Source organism: Paenibacillus luteus (assembly GCF_006542765.1).
Lineage (GTDB): Bacteria > Bacillota > Bacilli > Paenibacillales > Paenibacillaceae > Pristimantibacillus > Pristimantibacillus luteus.
On the sequence record NZ_SKCD01000066.1, the window covers coordinates 265,129 to 284,763 of the forward strand.

At 48.6% G+C, this 19,635-nt stretch carries 17 protein-coding genes; 13 read left to right on the forward strand and 4 right to left on the reverse strand.

What is annotated here, in order from left to right; translation table 11 throughout:
* Window positions 1–82: 82 nt before the first annotated feature.
* Together E0496_RS31525 and E0496_RS31530 are read left to right on the forward strand one after the other, a co-directional pair.
* Window positions 83–613 carry a hypothetical protein gene (locus E0496_RS31525; RefSeq protein WP_141505914.1) on the forward strand — a complete coding sequence of 177 codons (531 nt, stop codon included), beginning with the start codon at window positions 83–85 and terminating at the stop codon, window positions 611–613.
* A 111-nt stretch (window positions 614–724) separates the two neighbouring features.
* Window positions 725–1,108, forward strand: a complete 384-nt coding sequence (locus tag E0496_RS31530; RefSeq protein ID WP_139998135.1) for an Asp23/Gls24 family envelope stress response protein — start codon at window positions 725–727, stop codon at window positions 1,106–1,108.
* Between the two features lie 34 nt (window positions 1,109–1,142).
* Here E0496_RS31530 and ftsW read toward each other — a convergent pair whose 3' ends face one another.
* Window positions 1,143–2,324, reverse strand: coding sequence for a putative lipid II flippase FtsW (gene ftsW / locus E0496_RS31535; RefSeq protein WP_141505915.1), 1,182 nt, complete (start codon window positions 2,322–2,324; stop codon window positions 1,143–1,145).
* Window positions 2,325–2,334: 10 nt separating this feature from the next.
* Window positions 2,335–2,679, reverse strand: a complete 345-nt coding sequence (locus E0496_RS31540) for a YugN family protein (RefSeq protein ID WP_139998139.1) — start codon at window positions 2,677–2,679, stop codon at window positions 2,335–2,337.
* A gap of 393 nt (window positions 2,680–3,072) precedes the next feature.
* Between E0496_RS31540 and E0496_RS31545 the strand changes: the two genes are divergently transcribed.
* Window positions 3,073–4,218: an amidohydrolase gene (locus tag E0496_RS31545; protein ID WP_141505980.1), complete on the forward strand. Its 1,146-nt coding sequence runs from the start codon at window positions 3,073–3,075 to the stop codon at window positions 4,216–4,218.
* A 212-nt stretch (window positions 4,219–4,430) separates the two neighbouring features.
* On the opposite strand, the gene E0496_RS31550 is transcribed toward E0496_RS31545, so the two are convergent.
* A complete protein-coding gene (locus E0496_RS31550) occupies window positions 4,431–5,279 on the reverse strand; it encodes a thermonuclease family protein (protein ID WP_141505916.1) in 849 nt (282 codons plus the stop codon).
* Window positions 5,280–5,492: 213 nt separating this feature from the next.
* Between E0496_RS31550 and E0496_RS31555 the strand changes: the two genes are divergently transcribed.
* From E0496_RS31555 to E0496_RS31590, 8 genes are all read left to right on the forward strand, one after another.
* Entirely contained in the window at window positions 5,493–7,199 is a 1,707-nt protein-coding gene (locus tag E0496_RS31555) for a DNA repair helicase XPB (protein WP_141505917.1), read from the forward strand.
* The gene (locus E0496_RS31560) at window positions 7,196–9,238 is read left to right on the forward strand and encodes a helicase-associated domain-containing protein (RefSeq protein WP_141505918.1); all 2,043 of its coding nucleotides are present in this window, start codon (window positions 7,196–7,198) and stop codon (window positions 9,236–9,238) included. Before E0496_RS31555 ends, E0496_RS31560 begins: the two co-directional genes overlap by 4 nt.
* A gap of 71 nt (window positions 9,239–9,309) precedes the next feature.
* The gene (locus E0496_RS31565) at window positions 9,310–9,804 is read left to right on the forward strand and encodes a YlbF/YmcA family competence regulator (RefSeq protein WP_141505919.1); all 495 of its coding nucleotides are present in this window, start codon (window positions 9,310–9,312) and stop codon (window positions 9,802–9,804) included.
* A 223-nt stretch (window positions 9,805–10,027) separates the two neighbouring features.
* Window positions 10,028–10,291, forward strand: coding sequence for a YlbG family protein (locus E0496_RS31570; protein ID WP_138751699.1), 264 nt, complete (start codon window positions 10,028–10,030; stop codon window positions 10,289–10,291).
* A gap of 277 nt (window positions 10,292–10,568) precedes the next feature.
* Complete coding sequence (locus E0496_RS31575) at window positions 10,569–11,006, forward strand: hypothetical protein (protein WP_139998151.1); 438 nt, start codon at window positions 10,569–10,571, stop codon at window positions 11,004–11,006.
* Window positions 11,007–11,134: 128 nt separating this feature from the next.
* The gene (locus tag E0496_RS31580) at window positions 11,135–12,046 is read left to right on the forward strand and encodes a selenium metabolism-associated LysR family transcriptional regulator (protein ID WP_141505920.1); all 912 of its coding nucleotides are present in this window, start codon (window positions 11,135–11,137) and stop codon (window positions 12,044–12,046) included.
* The gene (locus E0496_RS31585) at window positions 12,037–12,924 is read left to right on the forward strand and encodes a PHP domain-containing protein (RefSeq protein WP_175598139.1); all 888 of its coding nucleotides are present in this window, start codon (window positions 12,037–12,039) and stop codon (window positions 12,922–12,924) included. The genes E0496_RS31580 and E0496_RS31585 overlap by 10 nt, the downstream gene beginning before the upstream one ends.
* Window positions 12,914–13,879 carry a MerR family transcriptional regulator gene (locus tag E0496_RS31590; RefSeq protein ID WP_141505921.1) on the forward strand — a complete coding sequence of 322 codons (966 nt, stop codon included), beginning with the start codon at window positions 12,914–12,916 and terminating at the stop codon, window positions 13,877–13,879. Before E0496_RS31585 ends, E0496_RS31590 begins: the two co-directional genes overlap by 11 nt.
* 69 nt (window positions 13,880–13,948) lie before the next feature.
* Here E0496_RS31590 and E0496_RS31595 read toward each other — a convergent pair whose 3' ends face one another.
* Complete coding sequence (locus tag E0496_RS31595; protein ID WP_141505922.1) at window positions 13,949–15,718, reverse strand: Rqc2 family fibronectin-binding protein; 1,770 nt, start codon at window positions 15,716–15,718, stop codon at window positions 13,949–13,951.
* A gap of 178 nt (window positions 15,719–15,896) precedes the next feature.
* Here E0496_RS31595 and E0496_RS31600 point away from each other — a divergent pair, with 178 nt between their 5' ends.
* Both E0496_RS31600 and dapF read left to right on the forward strand, forming a co-directional pair.
* Window positions 15,897–18,680: a calcium-translocating P-type ATPase, SERCA-type gene (locus tag E0496_RS31600; protein WP_141505923.1), complete on the forward strand. Its 2,784-nt coding sequence runs from the start codon at window positions 15,897–15,899 to the stop codon at window positions 18,678–18,680.
* Window positions 18,681–18,801: 121 nt separating this feature from the next.
* Window positions 18,802–19,632, forward strand: coding sequence for a diaminopimelate epimerase (gene dapF / locus E0496_RS31605; protein WP_141505924.1), 831 nt, complete (start codon window positions 18,802–18,804; stop codon window positions 19,630–19,632).
* Window positions 19,633–19,635: the final 3 nt, after the last annotated feature.

Here is a 19,635-nt window from a genome sequence, read left to right on the forward strand (position 1 = left end):
GTCACATTTTGGTGGAATTTGGTAGAGTGTAGATAATGAGTGTGGGTAAGAGGGATTTCTTTTTTTGAAAGGAGTGAATGGATTGTTAGGAGTTATTATTATTACTATTCTTATGGTGATTGGCTTGCTTATGCTTCTTGTTTATCTTATTATCCTATCCATTAAGGGCAGAAATAGTTTAAGAGATGAGGCTAGGGCTAGGGGAGCTTACGCTGTTATTACTGCTGAGCATTTCGAAGGGCTTGGAATTAATAAGGAATGGTGCAAAATCTTTGCTTTGGAGCAAGAAATTCAAATCGAATCTAAGGGGACACAAATGGCGTTCCATGTACCTGTCGACAGAATCAGGTCTGTCTTACTGAAAAACAGCAAACAGCTAATCGAAATGGATACCACATTACGATCGCATATGCTCCTTGGCGGACCAGAGGCGTTGAAGGCATCGAAGAAAAATATGTTCCTTTACATCATTATAAATTATGAGAGTGGAGCAGGCGAGCTGCGGAGAGTGTTGTTTCGCGCAGAGGCAGGCAGTTTTGGTGTAGCTCCCTTTATTTTAAGAGTGAATAAAAGTTTGGCTGCCGCGCAGAGCGGACGAATTATTGACCTTTAATGTTCAAATCTCTAGTAACCGGATTAACAAAAGCTTTTTACGACTCTGCTTTGCCGTCGCAATGTCCGTCTGCTATAATAAGCCTATATGGCAAATTGAGGAGTGAGTCACATGACCGAAGATCTTCAAACGGGTCTTATTCGAATCTCTGATGACGTAGTAGCAACGATAGCTGGACTCGCAGCGCTTGAAACACCAGGCATAGCGGCAATGTCAGGCGGAATTTCCGAAGGACTTGCGAAACGCCTCAGCGGCAAAAACGTGCAAAAAGGGGTTTCTGTCGAAGTTGGACAGACGGAAGCGGCTATTGATCTTCGTATCATTGTCCATTACGGCATACCTATTCAAGAAGTTTGTCGTCAACTCCAGCTGAATGTAAGAGAATCGGTTGAGAACATGACAGGGCTTCATGTTGTGGAAGTGAATGTGAAGGTAGAAGGTGTTGCCTTCAAAGAAGACGATATTGAAGAAGCGCAGCAGCAACGGCTGAAATAAGCCAGCACTACAAAATTAAAAAAAACGGTATCTCTTATCTAGCAGAGGTACCGTTTTTTTGTTTCCGATTGTCGCCTTGACTCTCAATGCGGTTGGACTCCCGGGAGATGCTAAGCAGAACGCCTATGGACATTAGACAAAACAGAAGGGACGATCCGCCGTAGCTAATAAAAGGGAGTGTGACCCCCGTAAGCGGAATCGTAGCTGTAACGCCGCCAATGTTGACGAATGCCTGAATAGCGATCAAGCCTACAATGCCTACTCCGACTACCGTGCCGTATTGATCCGGACAACGAAGCGCAACGATGAGTCCGCGCCATAAGAAAACGAGATAAAAGAGCAGGAAAAGAGCACTGCCGATAAAACCGAATTCTTCACCGATAATGGCAAAAATAAAATCGTTATACGGGTATTTCAGGTAGTGCAGCTTCTGCACGCTTTCACCGAAGCCTGCGCCGGTTAAGCCTCCATGTCCAAAAGCCTGAAGGGACGAGACGAGATGCCAGCCGCTTTCTTGCGAGTCGCTAAGCGGGTCTCTAAAGATGGTAAGCCGATCAATCCGGTATTTCCATGCTGTAGGATTAACCGCCATCGAGATGCTAAATACAACGGCCATAATCATGGAGACAATCGTTCCAGACATGAAAACTTGCTTTAAATTCGCCCCGCCAGCCAAAATCATAATCGTCGCACTCGCAGCAAGAACCAAGCATGAGCCTAAATCGGGCTGAAGCATGATCAGGCCGCAAACGAAGCCGACGATCAAGATTACAGGGAGAAGTCCTTTTTTGAAGCTGCGAAATTTATCGCCCTTCTTCGTAATCAGCGCGCCAAGGTACAAAATGATGGCCAGCTTCGCAGGTTCTGTCGGCTGAATGCCAAGTGAACCTACGCCAAACCAGCTGCGTGCGCCATTAATGTTTTGTCCGATGAACGGAACGAGAAACAGCATAATGACGACTGGAATGAAAAAAAGGATATATAATCGTTTAAATACCTGGTAACGAAGATTCATCATAACTAACATAACCATAACACCAAGACCAGCCCACATGAACTGGCGCTTGGTAAAATACAAGGCATCCTCTTTCGTCACAACAGCAACGCTTGAACTTGCGCTGAATACCATTACAAGTCCGAAGCCGACGAGAAGAAGCGTTAAAATGAGAAGCAGAAAGTCCGGTCTTCCACGGCTACCGCTCTGTGTGGCTTTCATGTTTTCACCGTTACGCCAGCAATTGCTTCAGTTGTTGAAGTCTTTGTGTAGCTGTGTTCATGATAGGCTGAGGGACCGGAGATTCATATTCAAGGCCATGCGGGAATGTGGAGCGTCCGATGTAGACGGATTCAATTAGCAGCACGGCGTGAGGAGATTCCAGCTTGCCCTCGATCGCGCGCGTTGTAATTCTTAAGTAGTAATCGGAGCCGCTTGCACGATCCTCAAGTTTCAAATCGTATGTAGCGCGATAATATTCCCATTGCCAACGGACAAAGCCAACCTTTTCGGCAGATTCGTCTAAATGGTCTAGTTCGCTTTTAACACCGTTTAAGCCGGTATTTTCAATAATCATGGTAGTTCCTCCCAAAGGTTTTGTGAAGCAAAACTGGCTTCTTAAGCATATGCTTCCATTTCTAAAGACAGAGTTGTACATTCTTTTCTCATGATAGTATGTTTCCCCAGCAAGCGCAACCCTTACTCCCATCACTTCAAGCGAACAATCGTGACATTTTGAAGAAATGTATCCTTCTCATCGATTCGATGGGGGATAAGCTTCCTTAATAAGGCTTACTTCTGTTAAACTAGATAAAATGTTCTCAATCGTTCGAAAGCAGGGGCTTCCGAGTAGAATTGTGAAAGAAAAGCAAACAAGAGTTAAGGAATTGTTTTGTAAAAATGTTAGGAGGTTTGCGATTTGCAGACAGAGGATATCGTAGATCTGGAGCTTCAGCAGTTGTTTCCGAAAATGGTGCGTTGGCGCAGGCATCTTCATCAGTACCCCGAGCTATCCTTTCATGAGCGAGTAACGTCAAGCTGGATTGCAAGCCAACTGGCGGAGCTTGGCTGCGACGTTCGGACAGGCGTCGGCGGGCACGGACTCATTGCAGTCATTCAAGGGGAGCTTCCGGGACCGGTGGTCGCGCTGCGGGCGGATATAGACGCGCTTCCGATCCAGGATGAGAAAACATGCGATTATGCATCGAAGGTACCCAATGTCATGCATGCCTGCGGACATGATGGTCATACGTCTACGCTGCTTGCGATTGCGGCTTATTATTCTGCTAATCGGCCGTCGCTCAAAGGGGAACGCAGGCTTCTGTTTCAGCCTGCAGAGGAGGTAACTCCGGGCGGAGCAAAGCCCATGATCGAAGACGGGGCACTGGAGGGCGTGGATTCCATTTATGGCGTGCATTTATGGACACCGCTGGCCCATGGCTTGGTTGCATCCAAGCCGGGACCTTTTATGTCTGCTGCGGATGAATTTGTTATTGATATTATCGGGCGCGGAGGCCACGGCGGACTGCCTCATCAAGCCATTGATGCGATCATGATTGGCTCGACACTCGTTCAGTCCGTCCAATCCATCGTCAGCCGGAATGTCAACCCGCTGCAGCCTGCTGTCGTTTCTATCGGTTCCTTTCAAGCAGGGTCAACAAACAATATTATCGCAGAGCGCTGCAGGCTGAAAGGAACCGTCAGATCGTTCGATGAGCAGACGAGAATGATGATTCATGATCGCCTTGAGGCTTTAGTGACTCACGTTTGTCAGATGCATGGAGCAGAGTTTGAGTACCAGATGCGAATTGGATATCCTCCAGTGGTGAATGACGAAGTAGAAGCTGAGCGGTTTTTCAAGGTAGGAGGGAAATTATTCGGCGAAGCTTCTGTCGTGCGATCTGAAGCCATAACCGTAGCAGAGGATTTCTCTTACTATTTGGAGAGGGTACCGGGCTGTTTTATGTTTGTAGGGGCTGGCAATGAGAGCATAGGAGCAAGCTATTCACATCACCACCCGAAGTTTAATTTCGATGAGAACGCTATGCTGCGAGCCGCTAGGCTGTTGATCGGAATGGCGGATGATTATGCAGAGGGTGACTTAGGTACCGTCTAAAGCCTGATTGGCACTTTAGTAGGACATGCTTTGAGCTGTAAACATCGTATTTAGAATAATATATGGTCACCCAAAAAAAAAGGCTGCCGAGGCGTGTTAACACGTCTCGGCAGTCTTTTTTTGAACAGAGATTACTTTTTATTGTTCCGAGCTAGGTTTCGTGACTCAGAGGAATGTGATCGCCATTAACGTTGATAACAAGCAAAAGATCGCTAGTTATCCTCCCAGACGGACACTAATTCATTATATTGATTATAAAGCTCAGCGGGGTCTGATTCTTTGTTGTTCCAAATATTCGTTGCGCCCCATTGCAAAATATCAGAGTCAGAAGTAACAGTCTCATCTGCTGAGGAAACGATTACTATTTGCTTTGCTTCTAAAATATAAGGCCCAAATGGGAAAGTTTGATTGCCGCGTACGCTGACGAGTTTCCAACCGTTCATCGGAATGGCATCGTTTGTCGTATTTGTAATTGTCACGAGCTCTGCGACCTTGTCGACATCCATGGTAATGCCGGTTCGTGCTGCTTTCTTAACGGGAAATTCGGTATGCGTACTCTCGTCCGTATTGCTCCAGAGGCCTTTCTTCGCGACCTTGGCCTGCTGCTCTAGCTGCTTGTACGCGTTCTCCATCTTGACATTGGGCTCTACGATTAGTACCTTAGCGAGCCCTTCCTCTAGCAAAAGCTCGTTCAAAATCCGTCCGTCCTTGAGCTCGACCATGGCAAGTGTACGGTCATATTGGTCGTTCAGCTCTTTATCAAAGGTCAGTCTGACCTCCTGTGACTCAGTCAGAAGCTCCTTCGTATAAGCGGATGCCTCAGGACCGAATGGCTCTACCGGGCTATCCTGTTTTTTGGTTTCCGGCGTATCCACATAAAGTAAGCGAATCGTCGTTTCATCGGAACCTGTCTTGATCTTGAAGGTGTCTCCGTCAATGTAACCGGCGACTTGGTACCATTGGTTCGTTTGAATAACGTTCGAATTAAGCTCGGAAATGGCCGAACAGGCGGCAAGCGGCAAGCATGCGAGCATGAGGAGAATTATAAACATTCTTTTCATTGATGTAGTACCTCCAGCCCGACGTGCGGTCAAAATGAGAGCTTACTCATTTACTATAACACATCTTGTATATAAAAATCGCGTAAAGACGCTGTCGGATTCAAGCATAAAAAAGTGCCAATTTCTTCATACTGAGAGAAGGGGCATCCTGTGGCCACTTTCGTTTGCCTTGCAGAAGTAATCTGCAAGTCCTAATCTTTGAGGAGGAGAACCATGCACGATCTTAGTGAGAGGCCTTTAATTGTCCAATCAGATTTAGTGGTGCTGCTTGATGAACGCAAGCCAGCGGCACAGCAAGCCAGAGACAAGCTCGTTCTCTTCATGGATGCGGTTCGAAGGGCGGGTAACATACATACGTATCAAATGACGCCGTTAACGCTTTGGAATGCTGCCGCTGCCGGGATATCATCCGACGACATTATGAGCTGGCTGACGGGGTACGGGCGGTATGAGGTTCCCTTTCAAGCGGAGGCGACGCTTAGAAAGCTGATGGGAAGATACGGAAAGCTTTGGTTGTCATCAGATTCTGGTAGATTGCTATTACATGGCGATCCGATCTTGATGGAAGAACTGGAGCATATTACGACAATAATGGACGCGGTTGTCCTAAAGCATTCGGCCATTGCATGGGAGATGAACGAAAAGTACAGAGGGATTTTGAAGCAGGAGCTGACCAGGCTAGGTTATCCCATCATTGATTTGGCAGGTTATCATGCCGGAGAGACACTGGCTATTCAGTTGACGGATATGACCCGCAGCAGCCGTAAATTTGAATTAAGAAGTTATCAGCAAGCGGCTGTCGATCAATTCTATAAGGAAGGTACGGTGCAGGGCGGCAGTGGCGTAATCGTACTTCCTTGCGGTGCGGGGAAAACGATCGTCGGCATTGCCGCGTTGGCCCGACTTGGAAGGGCGACCCTAATTCTTACCTCAAACAGCACCTCGGTCAAGCAATGGAAGGACGAACTTTTGGATAAGACATCATTGGCGGAGGAGCAGGTTGGCCAGTACTGCGGTACGCTTAAGCAGGTACGTCCAGTAACGATTGCCACTTATAATATTTTGACACATCGAAGATCAAAAGAGGCGCCTTTCACTCATATGAAGCTGTTCACTGAACGGGACTGGGGACTCATTATCTATGATGAGGTCCATTTGCTGCCTGCTCCGGTGTTCCGGATGACTGCTGACATTCAAGCGACGAGGCGTCTGGGCTTGACGGCTACTCTCGTTCGTGAGGATGGCTGTGCAGAGGATGTCTATTCCTTGATCGGACCAAAGCAATATGACATGCTGTGGAAAATGGCTGAAGCTGGTTCGCATATCGCCGCTGTATCTTGCACGGAAATCAGAGTTCCGCTCCATAAGAGCAGCAGAGTGCTTTACGCGCAAGCAAGTATACGTGCCCAAATTAGAATCGCAGCTGAAAACCCGGGGAAAACACCTGTTGTTGAGAAGCTGCTGAAGGAACATTTGGGGAAGCCTACTTTAATTATTGGGCAATATTTGAGCCAATTGCATGAGCTGGCTGTAACGCTTGGGGCGCCAGTATTGACAGGCGAGGTATCACATGCAGAGCGACAACAGCTTTATGAGAAGTTTAAAGCGGGACACATTTCGGTGTTGATTGTTTCAAAGGTTGCAAATTTTGCGGTTGATCTGCCGGATGCTGCTGTGGCTATACAGCTCTCAGGCAGCTTTGGCTCGAGGCAGGAAGAAGCGCAGCGCATAGGGAGGCTGCTCAGACCGAAAGCTGGTCATAATCGAGCATGGTTCTATACGATCGTTACGGACGAAACAAAGGAAGCAGAGTTCGCGATGAAGCGACAGCTGTTTATGCTGGAACAGGGCTACAAGTACGAGCGTGTGACTGTTCCGACAGCTGATCACGTTTTGGCGGAGGAGGCTGCGGCTCAGTGAGAATAAATATGCTTCTTGGCAAGCTCTCTAACGAGCACAGGGCAAGCTTAGATCATTCGCCCATATGGCTTCGGGCTAGGGAGAGGGGAATGCGATGGGAAGAAGCGGCGATAAAGGACGAGGAGATTCAAGCAGCTTCCCGTTTGCTGCCCCCTTATGCAGCTGAGGTATTGAGAATGCTGCTGCGCAGCTTTGCGGCTGTTCCTGTTGAGAGCGATAGGCTGCTCAAAGAAATACGCAAGCATTCGGAGTTATCCGGTGCGGAAAGCCAGCTTGGTCTAGCGGAGCTTGAGGGAGCTGGCGTGTTGTTTTCAGTTCGGAAGGTATGGGGGGAACGTTTGTATTTTATGCCGTTGGACAGTTTTGGTGGCTGGCAAAGAGCTTTATTCCCATGCAAGGTAGAGCCGATCACTACACAGGAGAGAGAATATTTGATGAATGGTGCTATGAGGGGTTATTGCAAACCATTCGGGAGACAATTACTTGCAGCCTTTTCGATCTTAGGTCGCTGCGGGCTTGCCCTTACTACAAGCGGTACGCTTTCCAAAAAAACGATTGCCAAGCTCATGCAAGCCGTTGATATAGACGAGGGCGCGCTTGCGTCGTTTGGTTTGAAATGGCCTTTCCCAGACAAATATCCGCTGACGGTTGCCTTTATATTGGAAGCAGGTTTTGCTTTTGGTTTGCTTGAGCAGGATGAGGGTACATTGAGATGGAATGAGGAAATGCTCAGCAGATGGCTAATGCTTGAAGAGCGCGATCGGGAGCGCCAGCTTATGGCTTGGGTACTCGCGTTATTTTTGCCGGCTAGCGGCGGAAGTGCACATCTGGCAGCGGCGATGGCTGGGCTGCAAGCGGGAACATGGTACTCAAGGAAGAAAATACAGGCAGCGCTAGAGGTTAATATAGTATCTGAATATACAGAGTCCGAACAGCGATTGGATTGTTTTAATCGGCGCTGGTTTGAATTATGGCATAGCTTAGGCTGGTTGGAAATTGTTGATCGCGAAGGCAATGGTGACCGGGAGTGGTTTGTCAGATGGAAGGCGGAAGCACCGCTTCATGACCTTATTTCTACAAGTATGGTCAGATACGAACCTCCGTTTGTCACGGTATCTCCTAATGGTGAATTAATGGTCGAACCGGAGTGTCCATTCTGGGTAAGGTGGGAGCTTGCGCTGCTTGCAGAATTAAAGTCAGATGAGCAGGTGGCGGTATATCGGCTGGAAGCTGCATCGGTTGCCCAAGCAATAGAGCTAGGGAGAACTTCCTCGGACATCAAAGCGTTTCTTGTTTTCGTTTCGGGCGGAGAGCCGCTCCCGACTGCCGCCGAGTATTTGCTGGATGTGTGGACGGCCCGGGCATGCCGTACGGCATTTGCGGAGGTTACGCTGCTCCGCTGCGACAATGAGGAGATGGCTGCGCTGGTGGAGCAAATCCCGTCCATGAAAGCTTATCTAATTCAGAAGCTGGGGAAAATGGATTACATTGTTGAGCGAACTCAAATCGCTGAGATCCGGCAAGCCTTGAAGAAAGCAGGCTATGAGCCCCGCAAAGCTGTACAATTAGAGGTTGGAGCGATAAGCACCGCTTATCCTCAGTTTTCTCTAGCAGAGTGGGAAAATCAATTACGAGGCACCATTCATACAGAAGAATGGAGACGATCAACGCCAGCGTTCATCTATGAAGCTTTTCCCCTCCAGCATTTCGAGCTTAATGGGCCTTGTCTGAAAGGGGAAGTGCCAGCACTCGCTGAAAGAGACAGAGTTCCGGCGATGTGGATCAAGCAATTTCGAGCGTATCATCATTCGACAAGAAGAGAGCTTATTGAGCAAGCCCTGCAATGGCAAACGCCAGTACAGCTGCGAATCGAGCGGGAGCTGCGCTCCTTTGTCCCTGAGAAGCTGGAGCAGCAGGATGACGGGTGGGCCGTCATCGGGCTGCTGCGTGACCAGCCAGGGAGTTCTCTGATTCGTCTTACGCCGGATATGTGGGAGGAAATGCGTTTGGTTATTCCTGGGCAAGACGCTACAATATAATCTCTATCAATTAACTAAGCGATTATGATATGATAGTGTAGTATTTATGTAAATTGAAATGAGGTGGATGAATGCCAACTGCTGAAGGTTTAACGACTGTTCAGTTGGAGCAACCGCAAGGCGGCGTTTCTTCTCTCGATATGGCGTCTCTGCTGCTTTGTGCTTATGAACTAGGGGATTGGATCAATCAATCGGCGGAAGTCGCCGAATATTTATATTGGAAGTCGGCTGTGAATGAGGACGAGGTAGTGAAGCAAACGGCTAAGCGGTTCGCGAAAGCGAAAGAGCTGTTTGTCGAGTGCGAGCGCTTCGGACGTTTTCATCCCGATTATAACGAAGCGAAAGACAAGGTGAAAAAAATCGAACGCGAGCTAAGCGAAATTGAAAGCGTTAGGCGCTTTAAATTAGCCGAGCAGGTTGTCGATGAAATGCTTTATGATGTATCCCGCACTATAGCTGAATCCGTTTCTGATAATATTAAAGTGCCTGGAAATGAGAAGGCTGGGGGCGGCGGCAGCTGCGGAAGCGGCGGATCATGCAGCTGCGGAAGCGGTGGCTGCGGCTAGGTGCTGTTCATGAAGCGCGGAAGCTATGCTTGCGAAGAGGTTTGCTACGCAAACCTTAGCGAGTGCTTACGAAGTAGGTTTGCTACGCAAACCTTAGCGGATGCTTACGAAGTAGGTTTGCTACGCAAACCTTAGCGGATGCTTACGAAGTAGGTTTGCTACGCAAACCTTAGCGGATGCTTACGAAGTAGGTTTGCTACGCAAACCTTTAAGGAGGAATAGGATGCTGCCGGAACGAACGGGTTATATAGTATGGGTTAGCGATTTGAAAGCGGCTAGATCGCTGGAGCGTTTCGGAACGGTTCATTATATGTCGCGCAAGATGCATTACGTTGTGATGTACATGAACGCAGAGCGATCGGAAGAGGCTGTGCGGCAGATGGGGAAGCTTTCATATGTTCGCAAGATCGAACGGTCTTACCGTAACGAAATCAAGACGGAATACAGCAAGGATAGTGAAGACAAAACGAGGTTTTATAGCTTGTAGTTCTGACGTAATGCTCTGTTTTGACAGCTAAGCGCGCGATGACTTCGTTCAAGCGGATGGTCAGTTGTTTTAATGGAAAATAATATAAACATGTTTGTAACGGGCGCTTCTCAGCGACAAAAAATGCTGAGAAGCGTCTTTTTTATACATAATCATCCAATAACTTACAAATATGGTCTGACTTTAATTTATTGTTGTAATCTCGGACAATCGTGGTAAAATGGAATTAAATTCATAGTAAAAAAGACCCGGTTCCTTGGGAGGAGTTGGTTGCGCAATGAAAGATAAAATGACGAGAAGATGGAGCACATACGAGTCGTTTTATATCGATCTAGGTGATAAGAAAGTAGCGGACATCGTCATTACGAACCATGCGAAAGTACGCTGGCTCGACCGGATTGAAAGTGAAAAAACCGGCTTCGAAGACATTGCCGAATTTTTGTGGGAATGCTTGAAGCAAGGGCGTATTGAGCCATATTACCGCAACGAGCAGGATGTATACTTAATCGATGATGACCTCGTGTTTGTAGCTGAATTTGCGGACTCTTTAACAGAAACGGACATTACCGGAGTTCCTCTCCAGAAGATGATTATCGTAACCTTCCTCGGCCGCATGTCAGAGACGATTGAGCTAAGGGACCTAAAGTCCTATTATTCATGGCTTAGGCACTCCCGTCGCATGACCCTTGTTAAGAGCAGCAGAAAAAGAAAATAAGAAATAATAACATAAAATAATGATACAGAGCGTGCATCTAAAAAAGATTGCATGCTTTTTGCTTTGGTTATAAGACTCTGTACAAGCTTTGTAGTATAATATTCAGCAGAAGAAAGGATGATTGGAATATGGCGCTTAATTTTCACCAATTACATATTTTTTGCACGGTTGCGGAACGAGGCAGTTTTTCGGCTGCTGCGCAATCTTTACATATGACTCAGCCTGCCGTGACTATGCAAGTACAGTCACTGGAAGATTATTTCGGAACAAAGCTGCTGCAGCGCTCTACAAAACGGATTGAATTGACGGAAGCAGGCAGGGCGCTTATGCCCTATGCTCAGCGAAGCATTGATTTAATTCGGGATACGGACCAGGCGATGTCTGCATTTACGAAGCAGCTCAAGGGAAGGCTTCAACTAGGCTCAAGCTTAACGATAGGCGAATATATATTGCCGCGTCTGCTGGGCCCGTTCGGACAGGAATATCCGCATATTTCAATTAGCATGAAGGTGATGAATACGTCGCAAATCATGGAAGATATACTTAATCATCAGCTTAATTTTGGATTGATTGAAGCTCCAGTTAATCACCCTGATATGCATATGGAGGCCGTTATGAGTGACGAGCTTCGGCTAATCGTGTCCAAATCACATCCGCTTGCTGACTGCGCATCCGTTACATTGGAAGAGGTTATGGAATATCCCTTCGTGCTGCGTGAACAAGGCTCGGGAACTCGGCTTGTGATGGAAGAGCAGTTGCGGAAAAAAAATATTGATCCTGCAACGATGAAAATTGTGATGGAGCTGGGCAGCACAGGAGCAGTTAAGTCAGCAGTTGAAGCTGGTTTAGGCATTTCCTTTATTTCCTCGTCCTCTGTTAAGCATGAGGTGGCCCTTGATTTAATTCGAATGATCAAAGTGTCGGATTCCAAATTTCAACGGCAATTTTATTCGATCTATCTAAAATCAGCCATTTTGCCCATATCAGCCGTTACTTTTTTATCTTTTCTGAGAGAGAGGGATCTGCAGCAATGGCTTTAATACAGGGACTTGCTGACTTACATACGCACACTACGGCTTCGGATGGTATGCAATCCCCTGCTGAAAACGTCCGGTTGGCAAAAGCGGCTGAACTTGCGGCTCTAGCCATTACGGATCATGATACGGTTGCTGGCGTGGCAGAAGCCATCCGTGAAGGGGATCGACTCGGCGTAACGATCGTGCCTGGAGTGGAAGTGAGCACGGTGGCAGACGGGACGGATATTCATATTCTCGGTTATTATACCAACAATGACGATGATAAATGGCTGGCGCGTTTAGCTAGTCTTCGCGGGATAAGGGACAGACGCAACGAAATGATTGTTGAGAAGCTAAACGAACTGGGGCTGTCCATAACGATGGATGAGGTTTTAGCTGCCGCCCATCATGAGAGTGCTAAGCAGACGCAACAGTCCTCTGCGAACAGTATCGGAAGACCGCATATTGCTGCGGTTTTACTGCGGAAGGGTTTTGTCGCCAGCATGAAGGAGGCTTTTGACCGTTATCTGGCTTCAGGTGCTTCAGCGTACGTCAATCCGCCAAGAATCACTCCCTTTGAAGCTGTGGATTGGATTAGAGAAGCGGGCGGGACAAGCGTAATCGCCCATCCCGGGTTGTATGCCAATGATAAAGTAGTGCAAGAGATTATAAACTACGGTGTACAAGGAATTGAAGTGTTTCATTCTGATCATGGCCCGGAAGAAGAAATCCGTTATGCACAGTTTGCAGAGAGTAAAAACTTAATTGTCACGGGCGGTTCGGATTTTCATGGCTCGCGTCAAGGTATTGTATTTCATGGTGCCATTGGCAGCCGGACAGTCGATATAGAAGTGTTAAAACAGCTGGAGCCTTCATGGAGGAGAGAGCGGTATGACGCCTAGGCTGTATACGATTAAAGAAGTTTCATTGCGGTCAGGCGTATCTACGCAGCTTATCCGTAAGTGGGAAGAGCGTTATGAGGCTGTGATGCCGCAAAGGATGCAGAATGGGTATCGTGGCTACACGAAGCAGGATATGGAAACGCTGGTTTGGCTAAAAGGGCAGGTGGACGAAGGCGTTCCAATTGGAATGGCTGTGCTGGAATGGAAAAATGAACAGGAGGCTGCTGCAAAGGAGCTGGAACGGGAAGAAATAGAGTTGGCATCCGAAGACGCTATTGTGAAGCTGCAACAATTTTATATGCCTACGGCTATGGACTGGAACCAACCGATCGAGCAACTGCTGCAATTTTTTATTCAGCTCGATCTTAGCAACGCACAGCGTTTTTATGAGCAGCTGCTTGCTATTCATAACCTTGAGCATTTGCTGTTAAATATTTTAGAGCCAACACTGGTCGAGCTTGGAGAACGCTGGGAGCGAGGCGAGATCTCGGAATACCAGGAGCATTTTGGAAGTCATTTTATTCGGGACAAGATGCTTGCCATCCGCAGCTTATTTCGTCCTAACGATGAAAGTCCCTTGCTCGTAACGGCATGCGGACCGGGCGAACGTCATGAGCTCGGGATTCTTTTTTTTGGATTTTTCGCTCAGCAGGAGGGCTTTCGGGTCATTTACCTCGGAAGCTCTCCCGCAGAGAAAGGGATTTTTGATTGCTTAGCGGATGTGCAGCCGACTGCGTTTACCTTCAGCTTCTCTATTGAGGAGAGGCTTGAGTCCGCAGTTCCTTTTTTACTAGAGCTGGATCGTCGAATTACGGAAAATCATTTTCGGACGAAGGTTTTTATTGGCGGAAGAGCCATTCATGAGGATGCTCTGCTTCAAGGGACAGAGCAGGTGTATCTCATTGCCGGTGACGGAAAAAGCTGTATTGAGAAAATGAAAGTAATTCTGCATTAGACCAATCCAATGAAAAAAGGCAGAACAGGGGAGTTGCTCCTGCTCTGCCTTTTTTGCGTATGGATGTTTTTATTTCGTCTCGCATGAAAGTGATTTGATTCGCTGCTCGTCAGGCGTAATGAATAACGTTTTTTGGTTATCGTAGATGACAAAGCCAGGCTTTGCGCCGCTTGGCTTGCGAACATGGCGAATATAGGTGTAATCAACAGGAATCGAGCTGGAGTCACGAGCTTGGCTATAATGCGCAGACAGCATGGCTGCCTCTTCCAACGTTGCGTTGCCATACTCACCGCCCCTGATGACAACATGGGAGCCTGGAATATCTTTGGTGTGAAGCCAGGTATCCGAGGAGGAAGCCAGCCGGTTCGTTAAATATTCATTTTGCGTATTGTTTTTGCCGACATACATGGCTACGCCTTCTGAGGAGGTATAGCACAGCAGCGTTGGCTTGAGCGTTTTTTTCTTTTTTTGGCCCCGTTTTCCGCGCTCTTTCATATACCCTTGTTCGACGAGCTCGTCGCGTATTTCGCCAATATCCCCAAGCGAAGCGTTATCAACTTGCTGCAGAAGCGATTCAAAATAGAGGATCTCGGTACGGGCGATGTCCATTTGCTCAGCCACAATAGACAAGCTGTTCTTATGCTTCGTGTATCGACGGAAATAGCGCTGTGCGTTATCCGACGGTGTAAGCTGAGGGTCCAGATCGATTTTGACGACGGCTTGTTCTTCATCATAGAAATTAACGAGCTCAATGGAGGTGTCGCCCCGTTTGATTTGATGCATGTAGGCGGTCAGCAGCTCCCCAAGCACACGGTATTTCTCGGCGTCCCTAGCCTCCACGAGCGTATCTTCCAGCTTTTTGATTTTTGTAATGTTTTTTGCTTTTTCATTTTGGACGAACCGGATGAGATCCGCCGCACGCTGCTTCACCGTATCCCGTTCGGCTTTATTGCCATAGAAGGCTTCGAGACAAGCGCTAATATCCGGGAAAATCACAGCTTCTCCTTCGATATGCGTTAGCTCCGTGCTGGAAAAAAAAGATTTTCCAGTTTCGGTGTTGGTTTTTATGGTTGGCGTGTAGCGGTTATTTCTGACCTGCTCGCTGAATTGCGAGAAGGCACTCCATAATGCCTCAAGGGTTGGCTGTGCAGCTTCTTCTGTGGCTTTCACTGAATCTGCGCCGCCTTGTGCACGGTAAACGAGCTCTCTGGCAAGCAGTGGGCTGAATCCGCTGAACCGGTCAACAAGCCGCTTATGTAGTGGGGCTGTCTCATCAGTGTCGTTAAGTGCCTCATTGAGTTGCTGCTCGCTCGTTATGGCAAGTGGATCAAGCTTGCCTTGCTCAGGCGGCGATGTGTAGCTGCTGCCGGGCATAACGATCCGGTGACTGCTGATTGCAGGCGTGACATGGTGTATGCCGTCATGAATCATTCCCGTAGAGGGGTCCATCAAAATAATATTGCTATGCCGTCCCATAATCTCGACAATGATTGTTTTATTGGACAAATCGCCTAGCTCGTCCCGGTGCTTGACTTCAATGTGAATGATCCGCTCATTTCCCACTTGGCGGATGGATTCGATCTGTCCGCCTTCGCAGTGCTTCCTAAGAAGCATGCAGAACATAGGCGCTTCCATCGGATTGACGTAGGTGCCTGTCGTCCAGTGGACGCGGGGGTAGGTTGGGTTGGCAGACAAGAGCAGCTTGCCATGCGCGCCTCCTCCGCGAATGGAGAAAACAAGCTCGTGATCGGTCGGTTGGTGAATTTTATGTATACGCGCGCCAACGCAGCGCTGCAGGTCATGCGTGATCGCATGGGTGACGATGCCGTCTAATGCCATGGTGTGGTTCCTCGCTTCCTTGGTCAGTCTATCTCTATCATGCCATAGTTGAGACAAAAACTTAAGTCCCTGGTGGGATATTTTATGGGCTGTCCGAATACATTTACCCTATATAGGCTGTCCGAAGGGCCGGCGTCGTTACTGCATGGCTCGGCATATTATGGGAGGGAGTTATACCATGGAACAAATGAAATGGCATCAAATGGGGACAAGTGAGCTGGTGGACGCTTTAGTCAGCTCCCCTGAACAAGGTCTGGCGACGTTGGAAGCGGCGCAGCGCTTAGAGCAAAATGGACAGAATGAATTGACGGAAGGAAAGCGTGTCTCGCCAATCTTGCTTTTCCTTAATCAATTTAAAGATTTTATGGTGCTTATTCTAATGGGAGCGACGTTGATCTCTGGCTTGCTGGGCGAGTACCTGGACGCCATTACGATTGTGGCAATTATTGCGCTTAATGCCGTTCTCGGCTTCGTTCAGGAGTTTAGAGCGGAGCGCTCGCTGCGGGCTCTTAAAGAATTATCAGCTCCTACCGCGAAGGTGATCAGGGGCGGTGAGCTGCTCACCGTGGCTGCTAAGGAACTGGTTGCAGGTGATCTCATCTATCTGGAGAGCGGGGACCGCATACCAGCGGATGTACGACTCCTTGAGGCGAACAGCTGTTATGTGGAGGAATCGGCGCTGACGGGTGAATCTGTCCCGGTTGGCAAGCATTCAGCAGCGATTGCTGAAGACAATTTGCCGCTTGGCGACCAGAAAAATATCGGTTTCATGGGTACAATGCTCACCAGGGGTACAGCTAAGGCAGTCGTTATTCGAACAGGGATGGATACGGAAATGGGCAAAATCGCCGGTCTGATCCAGCAAACCGAATCGATGGAGACGCCTCTGCAGCACAGGCTGGAGCAGTTGGGTAAAATTTTGATTGTCGTGGCGATCGCGCTGACGGTTATGGTTGTTGTTGCCGGTATTTTGCATGGACAGCCGGCGTATGGCATGTTCCTTGCTGGTGTGAGTCTGGCCGTAGCAGCCATTCCCGAAGGACTGCCTGCTATTGTGACCATTGCGCTTGCGCTTGGCGTTCAGCGGATGATCAAACGCAAGGCTATCGTGCGCAAGCTTCCGTCAGTAGAGACGCTTGGCTGCGCTTCGATCATTTGTTCAGATAAAACGGGAACGCTGACCCAAAATAAAATGACGGTTACCCACGTTTGGGTTGGCGGCAGGCAGCTAGAGGTCAGCGGCGAAGGCTATGATCCGACCGGGGCTATTTACGAAGAGGGCAATGCGCTGGATATCAAGCATGATCAGTCCATCAAGCGTTTGCTGCAAGTGAGCGCATTGTGCAATAACGCCCAAATCGTCAAGGTGGAGAGCGAGGATACCAGCAAGCGAAAAAGCAAGGAGATCCAGCAGGAATGGGTGCTCAAGGGGGACCCGACTGAGGGAGCGCTTGCTGTGCTGGCAGCTAAGCTCGGTTCTTCCGCAAAATCATTGGAACAGCTGTACAAGCGGGAAAAGGAGTTTCCGTTTGATTCCGAGCGCAAGCGGATGTCCGTCGTTGTTGCGCATCAAGGCGGCAAGCTAATTTGTACCAAGGGTGCGCCCGACTTGCTTATGGATCATTGCTCCTACGTGCTTTGGGAAGGCAAGGTTGTGCCTTTCACGGCTACGCTTAAGCGCAAATGCGCGGAGGCAGGCGAGCTTATGGCTCAAAGTGCGCTTCGCGTGCTCGGGCTTGCCTACCGTGATTTGCGTGCTAGCGACGCTTGCGAGACCGAAAGTGATGCGGAATGTCAACTGGTATTCGTTGGTTTGACAGGGATGATTGATCCTCCGCGCCGCGAGGTGAAGGAAGCCATAGCAACCTGCCGCCGTGCAGGCATCAAGACGGTGATGATTACAGGTGATCATCAATTAACGGCAGAGGCGATTGCAGGTCAGCTTGGCATTATGCCGCGTGGTGGCATTGCCATGAGCGGCAAGCAACTGGAAGCTATGGAAGATGAACAGCTTGATCGGCTTGTCGAGAATGTTTATGTTTACGCGCGGGTTTCGCCGGAGCACAAATTGCGTATTGTCAAAGCGCTTCAACGCCAGGGTCACGTAGTTGCTATGACCGGTGATGGCGTCAACGACGCGCCTGCGATCAAAGCGGCTGATATTGGTATTTCCATGGGCATCACGGGAACGGATGTCACCAAGGAAGCTTCTGCGCTCGTGCTCAGTGACGACAACTTCTCGACCATCGTAGCTGCGATCGAGGAAGGCCGGGGCATCTATGAGAATATCCGGAAATTTATCCGTTACTTGCTGGCATCCAACGTGGGTGAAATTCTCGTGATGTTCCTTGCGATGATGGCAGGCCTGCCGCTGCCGCTCGTACCGATTCAGATTCTTTGGGTTAACTTGGTAACGGACGGCTTGCCGGCTATGGCACTAGGCGTAGACCAAGCAGAGAAGGATCTGATGCAGCAAAAGCCGCGCTCGGCTAAGGAGAGCATATTCTCCCGCAGGCTGGGGTGGAAAATTATTAGCCGGGGCATTCTGATCGGCGTTTGCACACTTGGTGCTTTCTGGATTACGCTGCACGATGCACCGGGCAGTGCGGCACAACTGATGAAAGCTCAGACTGTAGCTTTCGCAACGCTTGTCATGGCGCAGCTTATCCATGTATTCGATTGCCGGAGCTCCCGCTCTATTTTTCACCGGAATCCGTTTCAAAATAAATATTTGGTGCTAGCCGTACTGTCATCACTCATTCTTATGCTAGGCGTGCTCTATATTGATGCACTGCAGCCGATCTTCAAAACCGTTCCAATTGGCTTCCGGGAATGGTGTCTGGTGTTCGTAGCTGCGGGAATTCCTACTTTCCTAATGGGAATAGGCAGTGTGCTAGGCTCGCCGAACAAAAAGAAGAATAAAACAAAATGGCCAATCGGACCGCAAAGCGCGGCGAGATAACTAAAAAATACAAATGATGATACAAATTATGAATAGCCTTTCTCCTTGCTTTGCGGTATGCTATTGAGAATAAATCATAGCTTTATCATACCAAGAGATGTGGCAAGGAGAGGGCAATTAGATGAATTTTACAAAAATGAACGGCTTGGGGAATGACTTTGTAGTAATCGCGGGCGAGCAGCAGCTTCCAGAGGGTGTGGCGGATCTCGCGGTCTCGTTATGTAACCGATTTTTTGGAATCGGGGCAGACGGTCTTGTCTATATATTGCCTTCGGAGATCGCAGATTTCCGCATGCGCATCATTAATTCAGACGGATCGGAAGCGGAACAATGCGGCAACGCTATTCGCTGCGTAGCCAAATATGTATACGATAATGGCTTAACCGATAAAGAAGAAATCACGATTGAAACGCTGGGCGCTGGGGCGCAAAAGGTTCAGCTTACCGTGGACAATGGGGAAGTATCCTCTGTCCGTGTTGATATGGGCGAACCGATCCTCAATGGCTTGACAGTCCCGACAACGATTGACGCTGAACGTGTTATCGAGCACCCGATTGAGGTGGATGGCAAGGAGTTCCGGTTTACGGCCGTATCGATGGGCAATCCGCACTGCGTCATTTATGTGGATGATGCTGTGAACTTTGATTTGAACGTATGGGGGCCTAAGCTGGAGACACATCCGCTCTTCCCTCGCAAAATCAATGTAGAGTTCGTAACGGTGAATTCCCGCAACCACACGGATATGCGCGTATGGGAACGGGGAGCAGGACCAACGCTTGCTTGCGGCACTGGTGCGTGTGCGACAGTTGTGGCATCCGTATTGACGGGTGCGACTGACCGTACGGCTACAGTATCGCTTAAAGGCGGCGATCTTCTTATCGAATGGAACGAGTCTGATAATCATGTTTATATGACGGGTCCAGCTGCGGTTTCCTTCCGCGGGACTCTTTAAAGC

Coding starts and splice junctions, on each gene's coding strand:
- E0496_RS31530 (WP_139998135.1), top strand. CDS start 725: ATGACCGAAGATCTTCAAACGGGTCTTATTCGAATCTCTGATGACGTA.
- ftsW (WP_141505915.1), bottom strand. CDS start 2,324: ATGAAAGCCACACAGAGCGGTAGCCGTGGAAGACCGGACTTTCTGCTT.
- E0496_RS31540 (WP_139998139.1), bottom strand. CDS start 2,679: ATGATTATTGAAAATACCGGCTTAAACGGTGTTAAAAGCGAACTAGAC.
- E0496_RS31545 (WP_141505980.1), top strand. CDS start 3,073: ATGGTGCGTTGGCGCAGGCATCTTCATCAGTACCCCGAGCTATCCTTT.
- E0496_RS31550 (WP_141505916.1), bottom strand. CDS start 5,279: ATGAAAAGAATGTTTATAATTCTCCTCATGCTCGCATGCTTGCCGCTT.
- E0496_RS31555 (WP_141505917.1), top strand. CDS start 5,493: ATGCACGATCTTAGTGAGAGGCCTTTAATTGTCCAATCAGATTTAGTG.
- E0496_RS31565 (WP_141505919.1), top strand. CDS start 9,310: ATGCCAACTGCTGAAGGTTTAACGACTGTTCAGTTGGAGCAACCGCAA.
- E0496_RS31570 (WP_138751699.1), top strand. CDS start 10,028: ATGCTGCCGGAACGAACGGGTTATATAGTATGGGTTAGCGATTTGAAA.
- E0496_RS31575 (WP_139998151.1), top strand. CDS start 10,569: ATGAAAGATAAAATGACGAGAAGATGGAGCACATACGAGTCGTTTTAT.
- E0496_RS31580 (WP_141505920.1), top strand. CDS start 11,135: ATGGCGCTTAATTTTCACCAATTACATATTTTTTGCACGGTTGCGGAA.
- E0496_RS31585 (WP_175598139.1), top strand. CDS start 12,037: ATGGCTTTAATACAGGGACTTGCTGACTTACATACGCACACTACGGCT.
- E0496_RS31590 (WP_141505921.1), top strand. CDS start 12,914: ATGACGCCTAGGCTGTATACGATTAAAGAAGTTTCATTGCGGTCAGGC.
- E0496_RS31595 (WP_141505922.1), bottom strand. CDS start 15,718: ATGGCATTAGACGGCATCGTCACCCATGCGATCACGCATGACCTGCAG.
- E0496_RS31600 (WP_141505923.1), top strand. CDS start 15,897: ATGGAACAAATGAAATGGCATCAAATGGGGACAAGTGAGCTGGTGGAC.
- dapF (WP_141505924.1), top strand. CDS start 18,802: ATGAATTTTACAAAAATGAACGGCTTGGGGAATGACTTTGTAGTAATC.